This window comes from Azospirillum largimobile (assembly GCF_977007025.2).
The window spans coordinates 2,075,407-2,094,441 of the sequence record NZ_CDRMUA020000001.1; the positions used below are offsets into that span (position 1 = coordinate 2,075,407).

Consider the following 19,035-nt stretch of genomic DNA (forward strand, 5'->3'; position numbering starts at 1 on the left):
TGCAACTTCGCGCCACGCGCCCCCCTCACCCCGACCCTCTCCCCGGGGGGGAGAGGGGGACAATGAGGTGAAAGGGACGGGCGCCATCCGTTACTCCGCCGCCGCGCGGGCGGCGGTGCGGACCAGCAGGTTGCGGCCGGTCATCTCGGACGGCTTCGGCAGGCCCAGCAGGTCGAGCAGCGTCGGGGCGATGTCGGCCAGACGGCCGCTCTCGATCCGGGCACCGGCCGGACCGTTGACCAGCACCAGCGGAACCTTGTCCAGCGTATGGGCGGTGTGCGGTCCGCCGGTCTCCGGGTCCTTCATCAGCTCGCAGTTGCCGTGATCGGCGGTGACCAGCATGGTGCCGCCGGCGCGGCGCACCGCGGCCTCCACCTGACCCAGGCTGCCGTCGACCGCCTGCACCGCCTTGATGGCGGCGTCGAGCATGCCGCTGTGGCCGACCATGTCGGGGTTGGCGAAGTTGACGACGATCAGGTCGTACTTGCCGGAATCGATGGCGCCGACCAGCTTGTCGGTCACTTCGGCGGCGGACATCTCCGGCTGCAGGTCGTAGGTGGCGACCTTCGGCGACGGCACCAGGATGCGATCCTCGCCCTCATACACCCGCTCCTCGCCACCGTTGAAGAAGAAGGTGACGTGGGGATACTTCTCCGTCTCGGCGATGCGCAGCTGCGTCATTCCCGCCTCGCTGACCACTTCACCCAGCACCTTGGTCAGGGATTTCGGCGGAAAGATGGTGGTCATCAGCTTCGCCAGCGACGACGAATATTCGACCATGCCGACAACGGCGGCCAGCTTCGGCGCGCCGCCCGCCGGGGAGTTGGCCACCGGGAATCCGTCGAAATCCTTCTCGACATAGGCGGCCAGGATCTCGCGGGCACGGTCGGCGCGGAAATTCGCCATCAGGATGGCGTCGCCGTCCTTCATGCCGGCATAGTCGCCGATCACCGTCGGCAGGATGAACTCGTCATGCTTGTCGGCGGCATAGCTCTGTTCGATCGCCTGGATCGGATCGGCGGCGCGCTCGCCCTCCGCCTTGGTCATCGCGGCATAGGCCTTGGCGACGCGGTCCCAGCGCTTGTCGCGGTCCATGGCGTAATAGCGACCGATGACGGTCGCCACCTCCACGCCCGGCAGCTCGAAGACGTCGGCCATGAACTCGGCGACCTGATCCTTGGCGCTCTGCGGCGGCACGTCGCGGCCGTCGGTGAAAGCGTGGACGGCCACCGGCACGCCTTCGCGCGACAGCACGCCAGCCAGCGCCGCGATGTGGTCCTGGTGGGAGTGGACGCCGCCCGGCGACAGCAGGCCCATCAGGTGGACGCGCCCACCGGTCTTGTGCATCGTCTTCACGAGATCGTTCAGCGCCTGATTGCGCTCGAGATCGCCCTGGACGATGGCGTGGTCGATCATCACGAGATCCTGCATGACGACCCGGCCGGCGCCGAGATTCATGTGCCCGACCTCGGAGTTGCCCATCTGCCCCTTGGGCAGGCCGACCTCTTCCTCGCTGGCGTTCAGGAAGGCCTTCGGCTCGGCCGACCACAGGCGGTCCCAGTTCGGGGTGTCGCCCAGCGCAATAGCGTTGTCGGACCGCTCCTCGCGATAGCCCCAGCCGTCCAGAATGCACAGGACGACAGGGCGGGGTCGGTTGGTCTCGGTCATCGCGCTTACCTTTCTCGAAAGGTTGTGATCTCGGAATTTTCGGTTCGGTCTTTTTAGGCTCCGGCGTGTGCGAACGCCGGTTCCCGACGTTCGGTATCAGGATCTGTGATAGGGGTGACCGGCAAGAATTTGTTGGGCGCGATAGAGTTGCTCCGCAAGCATGCCGCGCACCAGCATGTGAGGCCAGGTCATCGGCCCGAAGGCGAGCAGGAAGTCGGCCCGCGCGCGCACCGCGTCGCCGTGGCCGTCGGCACCGCCGATCAGAAAGGCGAGGTCGCCGGCGCCGCGGTCGCGCCAGTCGCCGATCTTGGCAGCGAAGCTCTCGCTGGGCAGCGCCTTGCCGCGTTCGTCCAGCGCCACGACGATGGCGCCGGCCGGCACGGCGGCGAGCAGCAGCTCGGCCTCCTGCCGTTTCAATTCATCGGAGGAGAGGCGCTTCTTCACCTCGACCTCCTTCAGGGTAAAGGGCCAGCTGAGCCGGCCGACATACTCGTCGAACAGGTCGCGGGTCGGTCCGCCCCGCGACCGCCCGACGGCGGCGAGCCACAAACGCATGATGCGGCCCTCCGCCTACTGCCCGTCAGGCGCTCAGCCGTGCCGTGCCCGACGGCGTCGGCAGGTCCAGGCCCCACATCTTCTCGATGTTGTAGAAGGTCCGGACTTCCGGCTTGAACAGGTGGACGATCACGTCGCCGGCATCGACCAGGACCCAGTCGCACTGGGTCATGCCTTCCATCTCGACGCCGCGGACGCCGGCCTGCTTCAGCTTTTCGGCCAGCTTCATCGCCATGGCGGCGATGTGCCGCGTGTTGCGGCCCGACGCCACGATCATGTAATCGGCGAAGGTGGTTTTCCCGGCGAGATCGATGACGGTCACGTCATCCGCCTGGTCGGCGTCCAGCGACGCCTGAATGAGCGCCTTCAGGTCCTGCGGTTCCAGGATCTGGGGAACGGCGGCTGGCCGCGGAGCGGTCGCGGCCGTTTCGGTGTGCGTGGTGATGGCTCCAACCTCTTGCAACGGTTTCACGACCCGGCGGCCCGTGCCTGCCGGATCGCCGTCGCCGAGGCCGGATGCAGGGGGTTGCGTAAGAACGCCCAGGCCGGCCGCCTGCGGCGCGCCAGCCCTTTTACCCCCGACACGGACACCCGTCGACGGGTGAAACGCTGGGCGGCTTTGCCGCTCAGCGCACTAAGAGAATAGGTGGGGCGGGCGAAAACCGCAACGGCCACCGAGTCGAAGATTCGTGTCCAAAGCTTCCAGCGCGGAATTTGTCGCAGATTGTCCGCTCCCATCAACCAAACGAACCGCGTTTTCGAGAAGCGGCGCTGAAGCTTGGCCAGCGTATCGGCGGTGAAGCGGGTGCCCAGCGCCGTCTCGATCGCCGTCACCTCGATGCGCGGATGGGCGGCGACCGCCCGCGCCTCCGCCAGCCGTTCGGCCAGAGAGGCCATGCCGGAGGCGGACTTCAGCGGGTTCTGCGGGCTGACCATCCACCAGACCCGGTCGAGGCCGAGCGCCTTCAGCGCGAACAGGCTGATGTGCCGGTGCCCGGCATGGGCCGGATTGAACGACCCGCCGAGAATGCCGACCGTGAGCCCGGCATAGAGCGGACCGGAATAGAGGTGGGGGGCCTTTTGGAAGCTGCGCTCCGCCCCGGAGCGGTTACCCTCTCCCCCCCGCTCTCGCGCAAACTTCGTTTGCGCTGACGCGACAGGCGGACCTTCGGTCCGCTGATAGCGGGGAGAGGGTTGGGTGAGGGGGTTCCGCTTGCCGGACGATCCTCGCGATGCATCCCCCTCACCCTGCCCTCTCCCCGGGGGGGAGAGGGTTCCACGGGTGGGAGAGGAGTCGCTCTTACGGCCGCGTCTGGCCATCGCCGCGCACGACATACTTGTAGCTGGTCAGCTGCTCCGCACCCACCGGGCCGCGGGCGTGGAACTTGTCGGTGGAGATGCCGATCTCGGCGCCCATGCCGAACTCGCCGCCATCGGCGAACTGGGTGGAGGCGTTCCACAGCACGATGCCGCTGTCCACGCGGGACAGGAACCGCTCCGCCGCCGCCGGGTCCTCGGTCAGGATCGATTCGGTGTGGTGGGAGCTGTGGGCGTTGATGTGGTCGATGGCGGCGTCCACCCCGTCCACCACGCCGCAGGCGATGATGGCGTCGAGATACTCGGTGTCCCAGTCCTCCGGCGTCACCGGGGTCACGCGCGGGTCGACGGCCTGGGCCGCCGCGTCGCCGCGCACGGCGCAGCCGGCGTCCAGCAGGTCCGTCACCAGCAGCGGCAGGGCCTTGTCGGCGATGGCGCGGTCGACCAGCAGCGTTTCGGCGGCACCGCAGATGGAGGTGCGGCGCATCTTGGCGTTCAGCACCACCTTGCGCGCCTTTTCCAGGTCGGCGGCGGCATCGACATAGACGTGGCAGTTGCCGTCCAGATGCTTGATGACCGGCACCCGGCTCTCGTCGGCGATGCGCTGGATCAGCGACTTGCCGCCGCGCGGGATGATGACGTCGATGTAATCGCGCATCGTCAGCATGTGGCCGACGGCGGCGCGGTCGGTGGTCGGCACCAGTTGGATCGCCGCCTCCGGCAGTCCGGCCTCGCGCAGGCCCTGGACCAGGCAGTCGGCGATGGCGCGGGACGAGCGGATGCTCTCCGACCCGCCGCGCAGGATGGCGGCGTTGCCCGACTTCAGGCAGATGCCGCCGGCATCCGCCGTCACGTTGGGCCGGCTTTCATAGATTATGCCGACGACGCCCAGCGGCACGCGGACGCGCTGGATGCGCAGGCCGTTGGGCCGCGTCCACTCCGCCAGCACGCCGCCGATGGGATCGGGGAAGTCGGCGATGTCCTCCAGGCCCTTGGCCATGCCCTCGATGCGCGTGTCGTCCAGCATCAGCCGTTCGCGCATGGGGCCGGACAGGTCGCGGGCGTTCGCCATGTCCTCGGCATTCGCGGCCTTGATCTCGGACGCGCGGGCGCGGATGGCCGCCGCCGCCGCCCTCAGCGCCCGGTCCTTCGACGGCCCTGGCACGGTCGCCAGCGCGGCCGCGGCGGCGCGGGCGGCGCGGCCGAGGGCGATCATCTGGTCGTGCAGGGCGTCGGTGGTATCGAGCAGGGCGGACATGGAGGTCTCCGGACACTCTATCCGTTGAAGGGACGACGACCTTAACGAATTGTTCGGGGTTGCGAAAGCCGCGCGGTTGTGGGACTTCGGCGTTGCGGTATGGGCGGGCGTGTGCAAAACGCAACGCGCCTGTCCCGCCGGGACAAGGTTTTCGGGTAAGGTGACATGCTGACGCTGCTGCTGATCGTCTCCGCCTTTTTCGCGGGCGTGCTGAACGCCGTGGCCGGAGGCGGCAGCTTCCTGACCTTCCCGGCGCTGATCCTGGCCGGCGTGCCGCCGCTGAACGCCAACGCCACCAGCACCGTCGCCGTGTCGCCCGGCGCGCTGGCCAGCGCCTACGGCTATCGGCGGGAGTTGGGCCGCATCCGCGACATCCACCTGCCTTCCTTCCTCGGCATCAGTCTGGTCGGCGGGCTGCTGGGCGCGCTTTTGCTGCTGTGGACGCCGCAGCGGACCTTCGAGGCCATCGTCCCCTGGCTTCTGCTGTTCGCCACGCTGCTGTTCGCCATCGGGCCGAAGGCATCTGCCTGGATCCGCCGCAACTGCACCATCGGCCATGGCACGGTGCTGGCCGTGCAGTTCCTGATCGCCGTCTATGGCGGCTATTTCGGCGGCGGCATCGGCATCCTGATCCTGGCGACGCTGGGCGTCTTCGGCCTGACCGACCTGCATGCGATGAACGGGTTGAAATCGCTGGTGTCCGGCTGCCTGAACGCCGTCGCGGTGGCGGCCTTCGTCGCCGGGGGCGCCGTCTATTGGACGGAGGCGCTGATCATGCTGGTGGCCGCCATGGCCGGCGGCTATGCCGGCGCCTCGGTCGCCCGCCGCATTCCGCCGCCCGTGCTGCGCAAGGTGGTGATCCTGGCGGGTGCGGCGATGACCGTCTATTTCTTCGTCACGAAAGCCTGATTCCAACGGAGTTCCCCAGCATGACCGCCCCCATCGACCGCAACATTCTGCCCTACCGCCCCTGCGTCGGGATCATGCTGCTGAACGGCTGCGGCGAGGTGTTCGTCGCCAGGCGCTGCGGGTCGGACGCCGACTGGCAGATGCCCCAGGGCGGCGTCGACGAGGGCGAGGACGTCCGCACCGCCGCCTTCCGCGAGCTGGAGGAGGAGATCGGCACCGCGAAGGCGGAGTTCATCGCCATGACCGCCGCTCCCCACCGCTACGACCTGCCCGACGATCTGCTGGGAAAGGTCTGGAAGGGGCGCTGGCGCGGGCAGGAGCAGATGTGGATGCTGGCCCGCTTCATCGGCGACGAGTCCGACATCCGGCTCGACACCGACCATCCGGAATTCGATGCCTGGAGATGGATCGACGCGGAGGAGTTGCCGGGCCTGATCGTCGCCTTCAAGCGTCCGGTCTACGAATCGGTCCTGGCGGAATTCCGTCCGTTGATCGCCGGGCTGAAGGGCTGACCAGCATACCCCTGCACCGATCCCGGCGGCATGTCCCAATTTTGACTGCGGTTATCCCCAACTTCTCGACGACGCCCGGTCCATCCGCCACTTCCGCTTAACGAATCCTTGAGACGCCTTCTGGCAACGTCGCTGCTGCAACCGGAATGCGCAAGAGTGCGTCTGCTGTGGACGGAGGGGTGGCGTGTCGCTGATCAAGTGGACGGAGGAGGATGGCGGGCGGATTCGCCTTGGCCTGCCCAGCGACCTGGATTTGCCCATGGCGCAACCGCTGCTCGACAGCCTGCGCGCCGCCTTCAAGGCGTCGGCGGACGTCGCGGTGCAGGCGGACGCGGTGGAGCGGATCAGCGCCGCCTGCATCCAGGCGCTGGTTGTCGCCGCCCGCGACGCAACCGACCGCGGGGCCGCCTTCGTCCTCGCCGCCCCGTCCGAGGTCCTGTCCGAAGCGTGCGAGGATCTGGGTCTCGCCGCCTGGCTGAAGCAATGGAGCCGAGCGTGAAGAAGAAAGTGATGACGGTGGATGATTCGCGGACCATGCGCGACATGGTCTCCTTCACCCTGCGGGGCGCCGGCTACGACGTGGTGGAGGCCGCCGACGGCCAGCAGGCGATTAGCGCCATCGCCACCACCAAGGTCGATCTGGTCATCACCGACCTGAACATGCCGGTGATGGACGGGCTGACCCTGATCCGCAAGCTGCGCGCCATTCCCGCCCACCGCACCCTGCCGATCCTGATGCTGACCACCGAAGCGGACGAGAGCAAGAAGGCGGAGGGCCGGGCCGCCGGAGCGACCGGCTGGATCGTGAAGCCCTTCAACCCCGACAAGCTGGTGTCGGTGGTGCAGAAGGTCTGCGGCTGACCGCAAGCCGTCAGCGAAGGAAGGGGTACAGCCGTGGACGATCTCAGCCGCTTCAAACAGACCTACTTCGACGAGAGCGCCGAACTCCTGGCCGTCGCCGAGGCCGGGCTGCTGCGCCTCGCCCCCGGCGAGATCGACATGGACGAGGTGAACGCGATCTTCCGCGCCGTCCATTCGATCAAGGGCGGCGGCGGCGCCTTCGGCTTCAACGACCTCGTCGCCTTCGCGCATGAATTCGAAACGGTGATGGACGGCGTGCGCAACGCCGAAATCCCCGTCACCACCGGGCTGGTCGATACCCTGATCCGCGCCAACGACGTGCTGGCCCGCCTGCTGGCCCATGCCGCCGACGAAACCGACGCTCCCGCCGGCACCACCGACGACACGGTCGCGGCGCTCCGCCATTTCCTGGGCAAGGCCGAGGCACCGGCGGAGGAGCAGCCCCCGTCGCCCGCGGACAGGCTCTATCCCGACGACGAGGATGACGAGGCCGGCATCTTCGGCGACGCGCTGGCCGCCATCCAGGCCGCCCGCGACGACCAGCCCTCCCCCGCCCTTGCAGGCCCCGTCTCGGAAGGCCCGGTGCCGGAGGGTAAGGTCCGCTGGACCATCGTCTTCCGCCCGAAGGCCGAACTGCTGCTGTCCGGCAACGAGCCGACCTACATGCTGCGCGCCCTGCGCCGTCTTGGCGACGCGGAGGTGGTCTGCCACCTGGACAAGCTGCCCTCGCTGCGCGATCTCGACGCCGAACTGCTGCACCTGTCCTGGACGGTGACGCTGCTGGCCGATCCGCTGGTCGACCGCGCCCAGATCGACGACGTGTTCGAGTTCGTCGCCGACGACTGCGACATCCGCATCGGCGCCGAGGCGCCGCCCCCCGCCATCATCCGGGCGGCCGAGCCTCTGCCGGCCGCCACCGCGACGGCCGCCAACCTGCCGGAACCGGCGGCACCCGCCTCCGCGCCGGCCACAACGGCCCCGGCCACCACCTCCGGCTCCCCCGGCGCCGCGAAGGCCGCCGATGGCGCCAAGCGCGGGAACGGCGGCGGTGCCGGCGGCGACCATTCCGGGCCGACCACCCACACCATCCGCGTCGACCTCGACAAGATCGACCGGCTCGTCAACATGGTCGGCGAGATGGTCATCACCCAGGCGATGATCGCGGAGCATCTGCGCGACCTTCCGCCCGGCCAGTTCCAGGAACTGCTGGAGGGGCTGGAGAGCCTCGCCCAGCACACCCGCGAGCTGCGCGAGAGCGTGATGTCGATCCGTGCCCAGCCGGTCTCCAGCGTCTTCTCCCGCATGCCGCGGCTGGTGCGCGAATGCGCCGCAGCCACTGCCAAGGAAGTGATGCTGGTCACGTCGGGCGAGACGACGGAGGTCGACAAGACGGTGGTGGAGAACCTCGTCGATCCGCTGACCCACATGATCCGCAACTCCATCGACCATGGATTGGAAGGGCCGGAGGAGCGCGAACGCCTCGGCAAGCCGCGCGCCGGCACCGTGCATCTGTCCGCCGCTCACCGGTCCGGCCGCATCGTGATCGAGGTGACGGACGACGGCCGCGGCATCAACCGCGCCAAGGTGCTGTCCAAGGCGATCGAGAAGGGGCTGGTCCAGCCCGGAGCCACCATGTCCGACGAGGAGATCGACCACCTGATCTTCCTGCCCGGCTTCTCCACCGCCGACCAGGTGTCGAATCTGTCCGGCCGCGGCGTCGGCATGGACGTGGTGCGGCGCAACATCTCCAGCCTGGGCGGGCGCATCGGCGTCTATTCCACCCCGGGCGAGGGCTCGCGCTTCGTGCTGTCGCTGCCGCTGACGCTGGCGGTGCTGGACGGCATGGTGATCTCGGTGGGGGAGGAGCGCTTCGTCCTGCCTCTGACCAACATCGTCGAAAGCCTGCGGCCCAAGCCCGCCGACCTGCATGGGCTGGTCAACAAGTGCGACGTGATGATGGCGCGCGGCGAGTATGTGCGGCTCGTCCACCTGCACCGGCTGTTCGGCATCCCCAAGGCCATCGACGACGCCACCAAGGGGCTGGTCGTGCTGGTGGAGACGGAGGACGGCTCCCGCCTCGGCCTCGTGGTCGACGAGGTGCTGGGCCAGCAGCAGGTCGTCATCAAGAGCCTGGAGGCCAACTTCCGCCGGCTGGACGGCGTCGCCGCCGCGACCATCCTGGGCGACGGCCGGGTCGCCCTGATCCTGGACGTCGCCGGCCTGCGCGAAATGAGCCGCCACGGTGGCGGCTATGGAAACAGCGGCCCTGACGGCGCCACCCCGCCGTCCCCATCCCTGCCCGCCCCTGCGGACAGGTTCGACCAGCGTCAACGCCAAACGGTTTGAGGCCCAGCGATGAGCAGTTCCTCCGCAATCGCCACCGTCAACTCCCGCACCGACCTCCAGCCCGCCGGCGCCAGCGCCAACGGGACGGAGGAGCAGTACGTCACCTTCACGGTCGGCAGCGAGGAATATGGCGTCAACATCCTGGCCGTGCGTGAAATCCGCGGCTGGACGCCGGAAAGCCGCCTGCCGAATCTGCCCGACTATGTCCGCGGCGTGATCAACCTGCGCGGCATCATCATCCCGATCTTCGACCTGCGCGCCCGCTTCGGCGGCGGCCCGACCCAGGTGACGAAGCGCCATGTCGTGGTGGTGATGCAGGTGGGCGAACGCACGCGCGGCATCCTGGTCGACGCCATTTCCGACATCCTGGCGATCGGCCATGACGCGATCAAGCCGCCGCCCGACGTCGACAGCGGCCTGATCGACGCCGAATATCTCAGCGGCCTCTACACCGCCGACGACCGCATGGTGACCCTGCTGAACGTCGAGAAGCTGTTCGCGGGCGAGCATGTCGACCAGGACGCCGCACCGCGCGCGCCGGCGCTCGAAGTCACCTGACCGGAAAGAGCGAGGCAAACCTTCGGCGCCTCTGCAACGAGAAGCAATAAAAAGAGGGAACGTCACCGATGGCCACCGACGGTACGATCGCCAAAGCCGGCAGCTTCCTCAGCAACATGCGCATCGCCAAACGGCTGTGGCTGGTCTTCGGCCTTCTTCTGGTTCTGATCGCCGCCCAGTCCGGCGTGGGCATCCTTGGGCTGGACGGGCTGAACCGCCGCATCGACGGGGTCATCGCCTCCGGCGACCTCGCCGTCTTCGCCAAGGATCTGGAAAGCCGTCTGGCCGCCGAGCGGCTGCAGACCCGCGAGTACATCAATCTGGGCACGCCAGAGGCACTGGACCGGCTGCGCGTGCTGCGCGGAGAGTTCGACTCGGCGATGACGCAGCGGCAGGCGACGCTGGCAGCCTCGCCCCAGGCCGCCGCCTTCGCCGAGCTGAACGGCCTGCACACCACCTACCATGAGCGGTTCGAGGCGGTTCGGGCCATGCGGGAGCAGGCCGACCGCAGCCTGCGCGAACGGATGGACCCGTTGGGTGCCCAGGTGACGACGCGGCTGGAGGAGGTGGTGTCGATGGCCGACGCCTTCGGCGACAGGGCCGACGCCTCCGGCGACAAGGATGCCGCCTTCGCCGCGCAGGAGGTGGAGAAGCGCTGGCTGATGACCCGCTTCAGCGCCAACCGCGCCATCGGCCTGCGCGACGCCGCAGCGGCCCTGCAGGTGGAAACCGAAGGCAAGGCGATGGCCGACGCCCTCGCCCGGCTGTCCGCCATCCTTGGTGCCGGGGGCCGTACCAACAGCGGCCTGTCGATGGCCCTGCGCGAGGTCGATGCCCGCGCAGCCGACTATCGCGCCGCCTTCCGCGACGTCATCGCCGCCAATGACGAGGCGAAGCGCCGCGCCGACCGGCTCGCCGCCGCCGCCACGGCGGTCAACGACGCCATCGACCGCATCGTCGGCCGGATCGCCGCCGATGCCAGGGCGACGGAGGAGGAGGCCGGGACCGTGGCGGCCTTCACCATCCGCCTGACGCTGGGGCTGGGGCTGCTGTCGCTGGTGATCGGCGTCGTCGCCGCCAACCGGATCGCCGCCTCCATCGTCACGCCGGTCACCGGCATCCGCCGGGTGATGGCCGACCTGACCGACGGCAAGCTGTCGGTCAGCGTCCCCCACACCGGTCAGCAGGACGAGCTGGGCGACATGGCCCGCGCCGTCGCGGCCTTCAAGGACGAGGCGGTGGAGGCCCTGCGCTCCCGCATTGCGCTGGAACGGGTGTCGGCCAACATCATGATGGCGGACACCGACGGCCGCATCCTCTACGCCAACGACTCCATCATGGCCATGTTCCGCAATGCCGAGGCCGACCTGCGCAGTTCTCTGCCGGGCTTCGACGCGAACAGGCTGGTCGGCCGCAACTTCGACGCCTTCCACCGCGATCCCTCGCACCAGCGCCGCCTGCTGGCCGACCTGAAGCAGACCCACCGCGGCTGGGCCAGGACCGGCGGCCGGACCTTCCAGGTCATCGCCAACCCGGTGGTCAGCCGCCAGGGCGAGAAGCTGGGCACCGTCATCGAATGGCGCGACCTGACAGAGGAACTGGCGATCGAGGCGGAGATCAGCGCGATGGTCGAGAACGCCGTCCGCGGCGACTTCAGCCACCGCATCGCGCTGGACGGCAAGACCGGCTTCTTCCGCCTGGTCAGCGAGGGCATCAACCGCCTGTCGGAGAATGTCGCCGCCGTCACCGAGGAACTGGCATCGGTGCTGAAGGCGCTGTCGCAGGGCGACCTCACCCGCCGGATCGACCAGCAGTACGAGGGCGTGTTCCAGAGGCTGAAGGACGACTTCAACGGCACCGTGTCGCATCTGTCTGAGATCGTCCGGCGCATCGACCATGCCGCCGGGTCCATCGCCGTAGCCAGCCGCGAAGTGGCCGAAGGCAGCCTGGACCTGTCGGAACGGACCGAGCAGCAGGCCTCCTCGCTGGAGGAGACCGCGGCGAGCATGGAACAGCTCGCCGCCACCGTGCGCTCCAACGCCGACAACGCCCAGCAGGTCAACGGCTATGCCACCGAGGCGCGCACCGCCGCATCCCGCGGCGGCGAGGTGGCGACCAGTGCCGTGGAGGCGATGCGCCGGATCGAGCAGTCGTCGCAGAAGATCGCCGACATCATCGGGGTGATCGACGAGATCGCCTTCCAGACCAACCTGCTGGCGCTGAACGCGGCGGTCGAGGCTGCCCGTGCCGGCGATGCCGGGCGCGGCTTCGCCGTGGTGGCCCAGGAGGTGCGGCAGCTCGCCCAGCGTTCCGCCCAGGCGTCGAAGGAGATCAAGTCGCTGATCCTCGACAGCGGCGGGCAGGTGCGCGAGGGCGTCGGATTGGTCCGGTCCGCCGGCGGCGCCCTGACGGAGATCGTGTCGGGCATCGGCCGCGTCGCCGATCTGGTGTCGGAAATCGCGCGGGCCACGGCCGAGCAGGCTTCCGGCCTGGACGAGGTCAACATCGCCATCGCCCAGATGGACGAGATGACGCAGAAGAACGCCGCCCTGGTGGAGGAAAGCACCGCCGCCGCCCGCTCGCTGGAGGATCAGGCCGACCAGCTGCGCCGGCAGATGACCTTCTTCACCCTGGACCGCCAGTCGCGGGGTGCCGCCATCACCGCCTCCGCCGGGGAAATCCGGCGGCAGCCGGTGCCCGTCTGACGATGCCGCCGGTGCCGCGATGACCGACCGTTCCTCCGCCCTGTCGATCGAATCTCCGGCGTCGCGCCGGGTGCCGGCCGCGGTGTTCGGCGGCGCGCGCGAGTTCCATTTCGAACGGCATCATTTCGACCTGATCGCAGGACTGCTCTATCAGCTGGCCGGCATCGCACTGGCCCCGCACAAGGCGGAGATGGTCTATGCCCGGCTGGCGCGCCGCCTGCGCGAACTTCGGCTGCCCGATTTCGACGCTTATTGCGCCCTGCTGCAGGGTGATGGCGGAGCGGATGAAATCGGCTTCCTCGTCAATGCGCTGACCACCAACCTGACCAGCTTCTACCGAGAATCGCATCATTTCGACTTCCTCGCCTCCACCGTCCTGCCGGAGGCGCGGATGCGCAATGCCGGAGCCTCCCGCCCGCGGCTGCGGCTGTGGTCGGCCGGCTGCTCCTCGGGTCCGGAGCCCTACACCATGGCGATGGTGCTGGTCTCGACCATGGGCGCGGACCTGCGCCGCTGGGACGCCCGCATCCTTGCCACCGACATCGACACCCACATGGTCGGCACGGCAAGACGGGGCATCTATCCGCTGTCGGGCGCCACCGGCATTCCGCCCGCCATCCGCCAGCGCTTCACCCACGACACCCGGCTGAACGGCGAGCCGGCGGTGGAGATGGGCGAGGATCTCAAGCGTCTCGTAACCGTCAAGCCTCTGAATTTGCTTGAACATTGGCCCATGTCAGGTCCGTTCGACGCGATCTTTTGCCGCAACGTCCTGATTTATTTCGACCGCCGCGGCCGCACGCAGGTGATAGAAAACTTCGGCCGGATGCTCCGCCCCGGCGGGTATCTGTTCCTCGGCCACTCGGAGAGCCTGTATGGCGTGTCGAACCTGTTCCGACAGGCCGGCCCAACGATTTACCGGAGGGAGTGAGCGATGAGCGCCTCCACCCTCCCCCATGCGGCACCCAGTCCGGCGGCACTCAGCCCTGCGACACCGGCGCGGCGGCTGGGCAGCGGCCGCTATTTCAACCACGAGTTCAAGACCGAGACGGTCAAGATCGCGCTGGGCCAGCAGGCGGTCAGCGACCGGGGCGACCTGATGATCGCGACCACGCTGGGCTCCTGCGTGGCGGCCTGCATCCACGATCCGGTGCGGGGGATCGGCGGCATGAACCACTTCATGCTGCCCGACCTGCCGGCCAGCGAACTGGAGGGGGCCGGCGCCGCCGCGCGCTACGGATCGGTCGCGATGGAGCGGCTGATCAACGCCCTGCTCGCCGCCGGGGCCGACCGCAGGCGCCTGAAGGTCAAGCTGTTCGGCGGCGCCAGCGTCATCGATTCGAGCTACGACATCGGCGGTCTGAACAGCCGCTTCGCGCTGGACTATGTGCGGGCGGAGGGGCTGACGCTGGCCGGGCTGGATCTGGGCGGCGGCTCCGCGCGACGCCTGCATTACTTCCCGCACAGCGGCCGCGCCCTGCGCCGCCTGCTGCGGCCGGAGGCGGCGGCCGACACCGTCACCCGCGAACGGTCCTTCATCACCCATCTCGCCCGCACCCCCGTGGAGGGCGAGGTGGAGCTGTTCGGACCGACCGATGCGGGAGGGAACTGACCCATGCCCAGACCGATCCGCGTCGTCATCGTCGACGACAGCGCCCTGATGCGCGAGATGCTGAAGGACATCCTGACCCGCGAGCCGGGGATGGAGGTCGCCGGCGTCGCCCGCGACGCCTTCGAGGCCCGCGACGTGATCAAGGCCACCAATCCCGACGTCATCACCCTGGACGTCGAGATGCCGAAGATGGACGGCCTGTCCTTCCTGGAAAAGATCATGACGCTGCGGCCGACGCCGGTGATCATGGTCTCCTCCCTCACGCGCGAGGGCTCCGACGCCGCCATCCGCGCGCTGGAGCTCGGAGCGGTCGACTGCGTCGCCAAGCCCGGCGGCTCCGACGGGCTGGGGTTCGAGGCGACGGCGATGGAGCTGGTCTCGAAGATCCGGGTCGCCGCCACCGCCCGGCTGGCCATGCGCAGGCCGCCTGCCGTCCACGGCGTCCTGCCGACGCCGCGCCGCGCCGGATCGGGCAAGCGGCTGATCGCCGTCGGCGCCTCGACCGGCGGGGTGGAGCGCATCCGCGACCTTCTGGCCGCCATGCCGGCCGACTGCCCGCCCATCCTCATCACCCAGCATATGGGGCCCAGCTACGTGCCCAGCTTCGCCGCCCGGCTCGACCGGCTGTCGGCGCCGACGGTGCGGGTGGCCGTTCACGGCGACCGGCCGGCCCAGGGGCTGGTGCTGATCGCGCCCGGCGACCGCCACCTCGCCGTCGTCCGAGACACCGCCGGTTTCGTCTGCCACATCCAGGACACGCCGCCGGTCAGCGGCCATCGCCCGTCCGTCGACGTGCTGTTCGCCTCCGTCGCCAAGGCGGCGGGCGGCAAGGCGGTCGGCGTGATCCTGTCCGGCATGGGCCGCGACGGCGCCATCGGCATGAAGGCCATGCATGAGGCCGGCGCCTTCACCATCGGCGAACAGGAATCGAGCTGCGTCGTCTACGGAATGCCGCGCGCCGCCAAGGAGGCCGGCGCGGTCGCGGTCGAACTTCCGCTCACCCAAATCCCCGCCGAAATGCTGCGCGCCTTCGACGCCGTCGGCGAGCGCCCCCGCACCGCCTGACCCGGGCGGGCATCCGGGCCGAGTTCCCAAGGAGCACCAGTATGTCTATCCACGCCGCCGCCAGAGATGCCGCCCAGTTCGCCGTCCGAGATGCCGCCCCGGCCCCGGCGGACCGCCCGGCGCCACCCCCTGCGGATGGCGAGGCCAAGGTCGCCGTCACGGCAGAGCTTCTGTCGACCTGGCTCGGCTTCGCCGACGTGCAGCGCCGCACGCTGGACATCGTCCAGAGCGAGCTGACCCGCACGTCGGACCATGTGGAGACCTCCACCCTCGACCTGTCGGAGCGCTTCCGCGAACTGGCCCAGAAGGCCCTGGAACAGTCGGAGCGCGTGGCCCAGATCGTCGCCATGGCGGGATCGGTCGACATCGACGGCGAACGGGTGCCGATCGATACGCTGGTCGTCGCCATGCAGGACATGATCACCGACATGGTGACCAACATCGTCACCCTGTCGCGCCATGCCATGAGCATGGTCTATCTGCTGGACGACGTGCAGAAGGACGTGGCCGAGCTGGAGAAGTCGATCGGCGACATCGACGGCATCAACCGCCAGACCAACTTCCTGGCGCTGAACGCCACCATCGAAGCCAGCCGCGCCGGGGAGGCCGGGCGCACCTTCGCCGTGGTCGCGCAGGAGGTGCGGCACCTCTCCCGCTCCACCGGCGAACTGGCGGACCGCATGCGCAGCAAGGTCGGCGCGGTGGTCAAGGGCGTGCGCAACGGCCACGACATCCTGCGCCAGATCGCCAACACCGACATGTCGCCGCAGATGCTGGCGAAGGAACGCGTCGACAAGACGATGGACAGCCTGGTGGCCCAGACCACCCATTTCCAGGCGGTTCTGGAAACGGCGGCATCGGTATCGACCGACATGTCCTCCACCATCGCCCATGTCATCACCGGCATGCAGTTCCAGGATCTGACCAAGCAGCGGATCGAGGCGATCAACGACAGCCTTGCCATCATGAGCGCCGGGCTGGGCGAACTGGAGACCCGCATCCGCGCCCAGGTGCCGCCCGGCATAGGCGCGCGGGAGCCGCAGGAGTGGCTGAACCAGCTGATGGGCCGCTTCACGCTGAGCGAGATGCGCGAACGTTTCGTGCGCAAACTGCTGCTGGAGGGCACCGCACTAGACGAGAACGGCGTGCTCGACCTGGATGTCGGAGGGGACAATGGTTCCGGTGGCGATATTGAACTTTTCTAGCGCGGAACAGCCGGCGCTTGTACAGTGAGATACCTACTCTGAAAGACGATATCATGGATTACGGCATCGAAGTGCGAGACCAGGAGGCGGTGGTCCGCTTGCGCGGCCGCCTGACCTTCAACGACCATGCAAAGTTGCGCGCCCTGATCGGCGAAATGGGGCAGAACAAGCCCCGGCGCCAAGTGCTCGACCTGTCCTCGCTGGAATTCGTCGACTCCGCCGGCATCGGCATGCTGCTGATCGCGCGGGAAGAGATGGACCGCGCCGACAAGCAGTTCGTGCTGCGTGCCGCCGCCGGCCAGGTGAAGCGGGTGCTGACCGTGGCGCAGATCGCCAAGATCGTCCCGATCGAGGACTGACCCGCTTGACCGACGGGGACACCCTTCCCGGCGGCGCCGCCACCGGGCTCCGCACGCGCTTCGCCGGGTTCGTCGCGCCGGGTCTGCCGCACGACCGCAGCAATCGGCTGGCGCGGGCGCTCGGCCTGCGTCCGGCAGAGGGGCCGGCAGAAGGGCCGGCAGAGAGGCCGGCCGGTTCCGGAGCGCTGGCGCTGCTTCTGACGGACGGTGGCGCGGCGGAGGCGGACTCGCTCTGGCTGCCCCCTGTCGCCGCCTGGGTCGAACCGGCGGCCGGCGATGAGGATGGCCGCGGCGTGGCCGCATTGCTGGCCGAGGCGTCCGACACCGACCTCTATGTCAACCTGACCACCGCGACCGCACACGACCTGCAACTGGGCGGTCGCCTGCTGGCCGCCATCGGCGCCCGCCACCCGCTTTCCGGGCACCGCCGCGACGATATCGAACTGGCTCTGCATGAAGCGGTCAGCAACGCGCTGGTGCACGGCAATCTCGGCGTCAGCGGCATGAAGGAGTTGAGCGCCCAGGAACTGGAACGCTTCTCCCGCGATCTGGGCGACGGGCTCGCCGACCCGGTGCTCGCCGCGCGGCGGATCGCCATCGCCGTACGCATCGAGCCGCCGCAAACCGCCCCGGCCGGGCATGGGCTTGGGCCTGGACCAGCCGGGAGCCGACCGGAAGACGCGCCGGAGAATGGCCGGGCATTGGCGACGGTCGAGATCACCGACCAGGGCGCCGGCTTCGTCCCGCGCAGGCCGGAGCGGGCCGGGGCGTCGGGCCGCGGACTCGACCTGATCGGCAGCATCGCCGACGGGCTGGAGATCGAGGATGGCGGCCGGCGCATCCGCCTGAGGTTCCGGCTGTGACCATGACCGGGCAGGACATCTCCGGCACCGGCCGTCCGCAAAGCCTCGAAGGCCGGGATCCGGAATTCCAGGTCGCCGACTCTCAGATACCCGATTCGCAGATCCTGGATTGCCCGATCCTGGTGGTGGACGACACCGCCTTCAACCGCACCGTGATCGGCACCTTCCTGGCCGAGGCGGGATTCCGCAAGGTCTCCTTCGCCACCAACGGGATGGAAGCACTGGCGATGATCGAGGCCGGCGTTCCCGACCTGCTGATCCTCGACATCATGATGCCGGGGATCGACGGCTACGAGGTCTGCCGCCGCCTGCGCGCCATGCCGGAGACGGCGGACCTGCCGATCCTGGTGCAGACCGCCCTGTCGTCGGGCGAGGACCGCAACAGAGCCTTCGCCGCCGGCACCACCGACCTCGTGGCGAAACCGCTGGAGCGGACGGAGCTGCTGGCCCGCGTGCGCATCCATCTGGAAGACCGCGTGCTGATCCGCCGGCTGCAAAGCTACCGCGCGCGGGTGGAGGCGGAACTGTCCATCGCCCGCTCGATGCAGGAGCACCTGCTGCCGACGCCGGCGCAATGCACCGCCGTCGCCGGGGCGGCCGGCTGCACGCTGCGCGCCCACAGCGTGATCTCGCCCCATCTCGGTGGCGATCTCTGGGGGCTGCTGCCGCTCTCCGGCCGGCGCTTCGGCGTCTATCTGCTGAACGTCGCAGGCCAGGGCGTGTCGGCGGCGCTGAACGCCTTTCGCCTGCACACCCTTCTGCAGGAGCTGGGGCCCATCAACGGCGAGGATGCCGCCGCCCTGCTGAGCGCCCTGAACGACCGCGCCGCCGGTCTGCTGGCACCGGGGGAGACGGCCACCATGACCTACGGCGTGGTCGATGGCGAGCTCGGGCGCTTCACCCACGCCTCCGCCGAGGGAGCGCCGCCGATGATCCTGCGCGGCGACGGCGGATCGGATTTCGGCGTCGCCACCGGATTGGCGATCGGCATCGCTCCCGGCACCCGCTATCGCGCCGAGGTCATGGAACTGCCGCCGGGTGCCGTGCTGGCGCTTTACTCCGTCGCGGTGCTCGAGGCGCTGGATGCCGGCGGGACCGGGATCGGGCTCGGCTGGATGATCGCCCGCGCGGTGGCGGAAGGCGACGGCTTCGAGGCCGTCGTGCGCTCGCTCAGCTTTGCACTGGGACAGGTCAGTGGCGACGACCACACGCTGCTGTGGATCGAGCGGGGGGCCAGATGAA

General features: G+C 69.0%; 19 protein-coding genes. 14 read left to right on the plus strand and 5 right to left on the minus strand.

What is annotated here, in order from left to right:
* Positions 1 to 90: 90 nt before the first annotated feature.
* From gpmI to ACWPKK_RS09810, 5 genes are all read right to left on the minus strand, one after another.
* Positions 91 to 1,668 (minus strand): 2,3-bisphosphoglycerate-independent phosphoglycerate mutase, encoded by a 1,578-nt coding sequence (gene gpmI / locus ACWPKK_RS09790; protein WP_452003236.1) that lies wholly within the window; start codon positions 1,666 to 1,668, stop codon positions 91 to 93.
* Between the two features lie 96 nt (positions 1,669 to 1,764).
* The gene (rlmH, locus tag ACWPKK_RS09795; protein ID WP_149222254.1) at positions 1,765 to 2,223 is read right to left on the minus strand and encodes a 23S rRNA (pseudouridine(1915)-N(3))-methyltransferase RlmH; all 459 of its coding nucleotides are present in this window, start codon (positions 2,221 to 2,223) and stop codon (positions 1,765 to 1,767) included.
* A 25-nt stretch (positions 2,224 to 2,248) separates the two neighbouring features.
* A complete protein-coding gene (gene rsfS, locus ACWPKK_RS09800) occupies positions 2,249 to 2,695 on the minus strand; it encodes a ribosome silencing factor (RefSeq protein ID WP_111066995.1) in 447 nt (148 codons plus the stop codon).
* Entirely contained in the window at positions 2,692 to 3,543 is an 852-nt protein-coding gene (locus ACWPKK_RS09805) for a nicotinate-nucleotide adenylyltransferase (protein WP_452003241.1), read from the minus strand. The genes rsfS and ACWPKK_RS09805 overlap by 4 nt, the downstream gene beginning before the upstream one ends.
* Complete coding sequence (locus tag ACWPKK_RS09810) at positions 3,524 to 4,798, minus strand: glutamate-5-semialdehyde dehydrogenase (protein WP_452003243.1); 1,275 nt, start codon at positions 4,796 to 4,798, stop codon at positions 3,524 to 3,526. Before ACWPKK_RS09810 ends, ACWPKK_RS09805 begins: the two co-directional genes overlap by 20 nt.
* A 165-nt stretch (positions 4,799 to 4,963) precedes the next feature.
* On the opposite strand from ACWPKK_RS09810, the gene ACWPKK_RS09815 reads away from it, so the two are divergent.
* From ACWPKK_RS09815 to ACWPKK_RS09880, 14 genes are all read left to right on the plus strand, one after another.
* Entirely contained in the window at positions 4,964 to 5,707 is a 744-nt protein-coding gene (locus tag ACWPKK_RS09815; RefSeq protein WP_452003246.1) for a sulfite exporter TauE/SafE family protein, read from the plus strand.
* A gap of 20 nt (positions 5,708 to 5,727) precedes the next feature.
* Entirely contained in the window at positions 5,728 to 6,219 is a 492-nt protein-coding gene (locus tag ACWPKK_RS09820; RefSeq protein ID WP_452003249.1) for an RNA pyrophosphohydrolase, read from the plus strand.
* A 184-nt stretch (positions 6,220 to 6,403) separates the two neighbouring features.
* The gene (locus ACWPKK_RS09825; protein ID WP_149222259.1) at positions 6,404 to 6,718 is read left to right on the plus strand and encodes an STAS domain-containing protein; all 315 of its coding nucleotides are present in this window, start codon (positions 6,404 to 6,406) and stop codon (positions 6,716 to 6,718) included.
* A complete protein-coding gene (locus ACWPKK_RS09830; protein ID WP_452003252.1) occupies positions 6,703 to 7,080 on the plus strand; it encodes a response regulator in 378 nt (125 codons plus the stop codon). Before ACWPKK_RS09825 ends, ACWPKK_RS09830 begins: the two co-directional genes overlap by 16 nt.
* Before the next feature lie 33 nt (positions 7,081 to 7,113).
* On the plus strand, positions 7,114 to 9,426 hold the full coding sequence (locus tag ACWPKK_RS09835; RefSeq protein WP_452003254.1) for a chemotaxis protein CheA: 2,313 nt from the start codon (positions 7,114 to 7,116) through the stop codon (positions 9,424 to 9,426).
* Positions 9,427 to 9,435: 9 nt separating this feature from the next.
* A complete protein-coding gene (locus ACWPKK_RS09840) occupies positions 9,436 to 9,984 on the plus strand; it encodes a chemotaxis protein CheW (RefSeq protein WP_452003256.1) in 549 nt (182 codons plus the stop codon).
* A gap of 68 nt (positions 9,985 to 10,052) precedes the next feature.
* Positions 10,053 to 12,689, plus strand: coding sequence for a methyl-accepting chemotaxis protein (locus ACWPKK_RS09845; RefSeq protein WP_452003258.1), 2,637 nt, complete (start codon positions 10,053 to 10,055; stop codon positions 12,687 to 12,689).
* 19 nt (positions 12,690 to 12,708) lie between these two features.
* Positions 12,709 to 13,620, plus strand: coding sequence for a CheR family methyltransferase (locus ACWPKK_RS09850; RefSeq protein ID WP_324868441.1), 912 nt, complete (start codon positions 12,709 to 12,711; stop codon positions 13,618 to 13,620).
* Between the two features lie 3 nt (positions 13,621 to 13,623).
* Positions 13,624 to 14,301 carry a chemotaxis protein gene (locus tag ACWPKK_RS09855; protein WP_452003260.1) on the plus strand — a complete coding sequence of 226 codons (678 nt, stop codon included), beginning with the start codon at positions 13,624 to 13,626 and terminating at the stop codon, positions 14,299 to 14,301.
* 3 nt (positions 14,302 to 14,304) lie between these two features.
* Entirely contained in the window at positions 14,305 to 15,366 is a 1,062-nt protein-coding gene (locus tag ACWPKK_RS09860) for a protein-glutamate methylesterase/protein-glutamine glutaminase (RefSeq protein ID WP_310112189.1), read from the plus strand.
* Positions 15,367 to 15,407: 41 nt separating this feature from the next.
* Entirely contained in the window at positions 15,408 to 16,571 is a 1,164-nt protein-coding gene (locus ACWPKK_RS09865; protein WP_452003263.1) for a methyl-accepting chemotaxis protein, read from the plus strand.
* 53 nt (positions 16,572 to 16,624) lie between these two features.
* The gene (locus ACWPKK_RS09870; protein WP_324868433.1) at positions 16,625 to 16,930 is read left to right on the plus strand and encodes an STAS domain-containing protein; all 306 of its coding nucleotides are present in this window, start codon (positions 16,625 to 16,627) and stop codon (positions 16,928 to 16,930) included.
* A gap of 5 nt (positions 16,931 to 16,935) precedes the next feature.
* Positions 16,936 to 17,793: an ATP-binding protein gene (locus ACWPKK_RS09875; protein ID WP_452003266.1), complete on the plus strand. Its 858-nt coding sequence runs from the start codon at positions 16,936 to 16,938 to the stop codon at positions 17,791 to 17,793.
* Positions 17,794 to 17,795: 2 nt separating this feature from the next.
* Positions 17,796 to 19,034 carry a response regulator gene (locus ACWPKK_RS09880; RefSeq protein ID WP_452003268.1) on the plus strand — a complete coding sequence of 413 codons (1,239 nt, stop codon included), beginning with the start codon at positions 17,796 to 17,798 and terminating at the stop codon, positions 19,032 to 19,034.
* Position 19,035 lies beyond the last annotated feature (1 nt).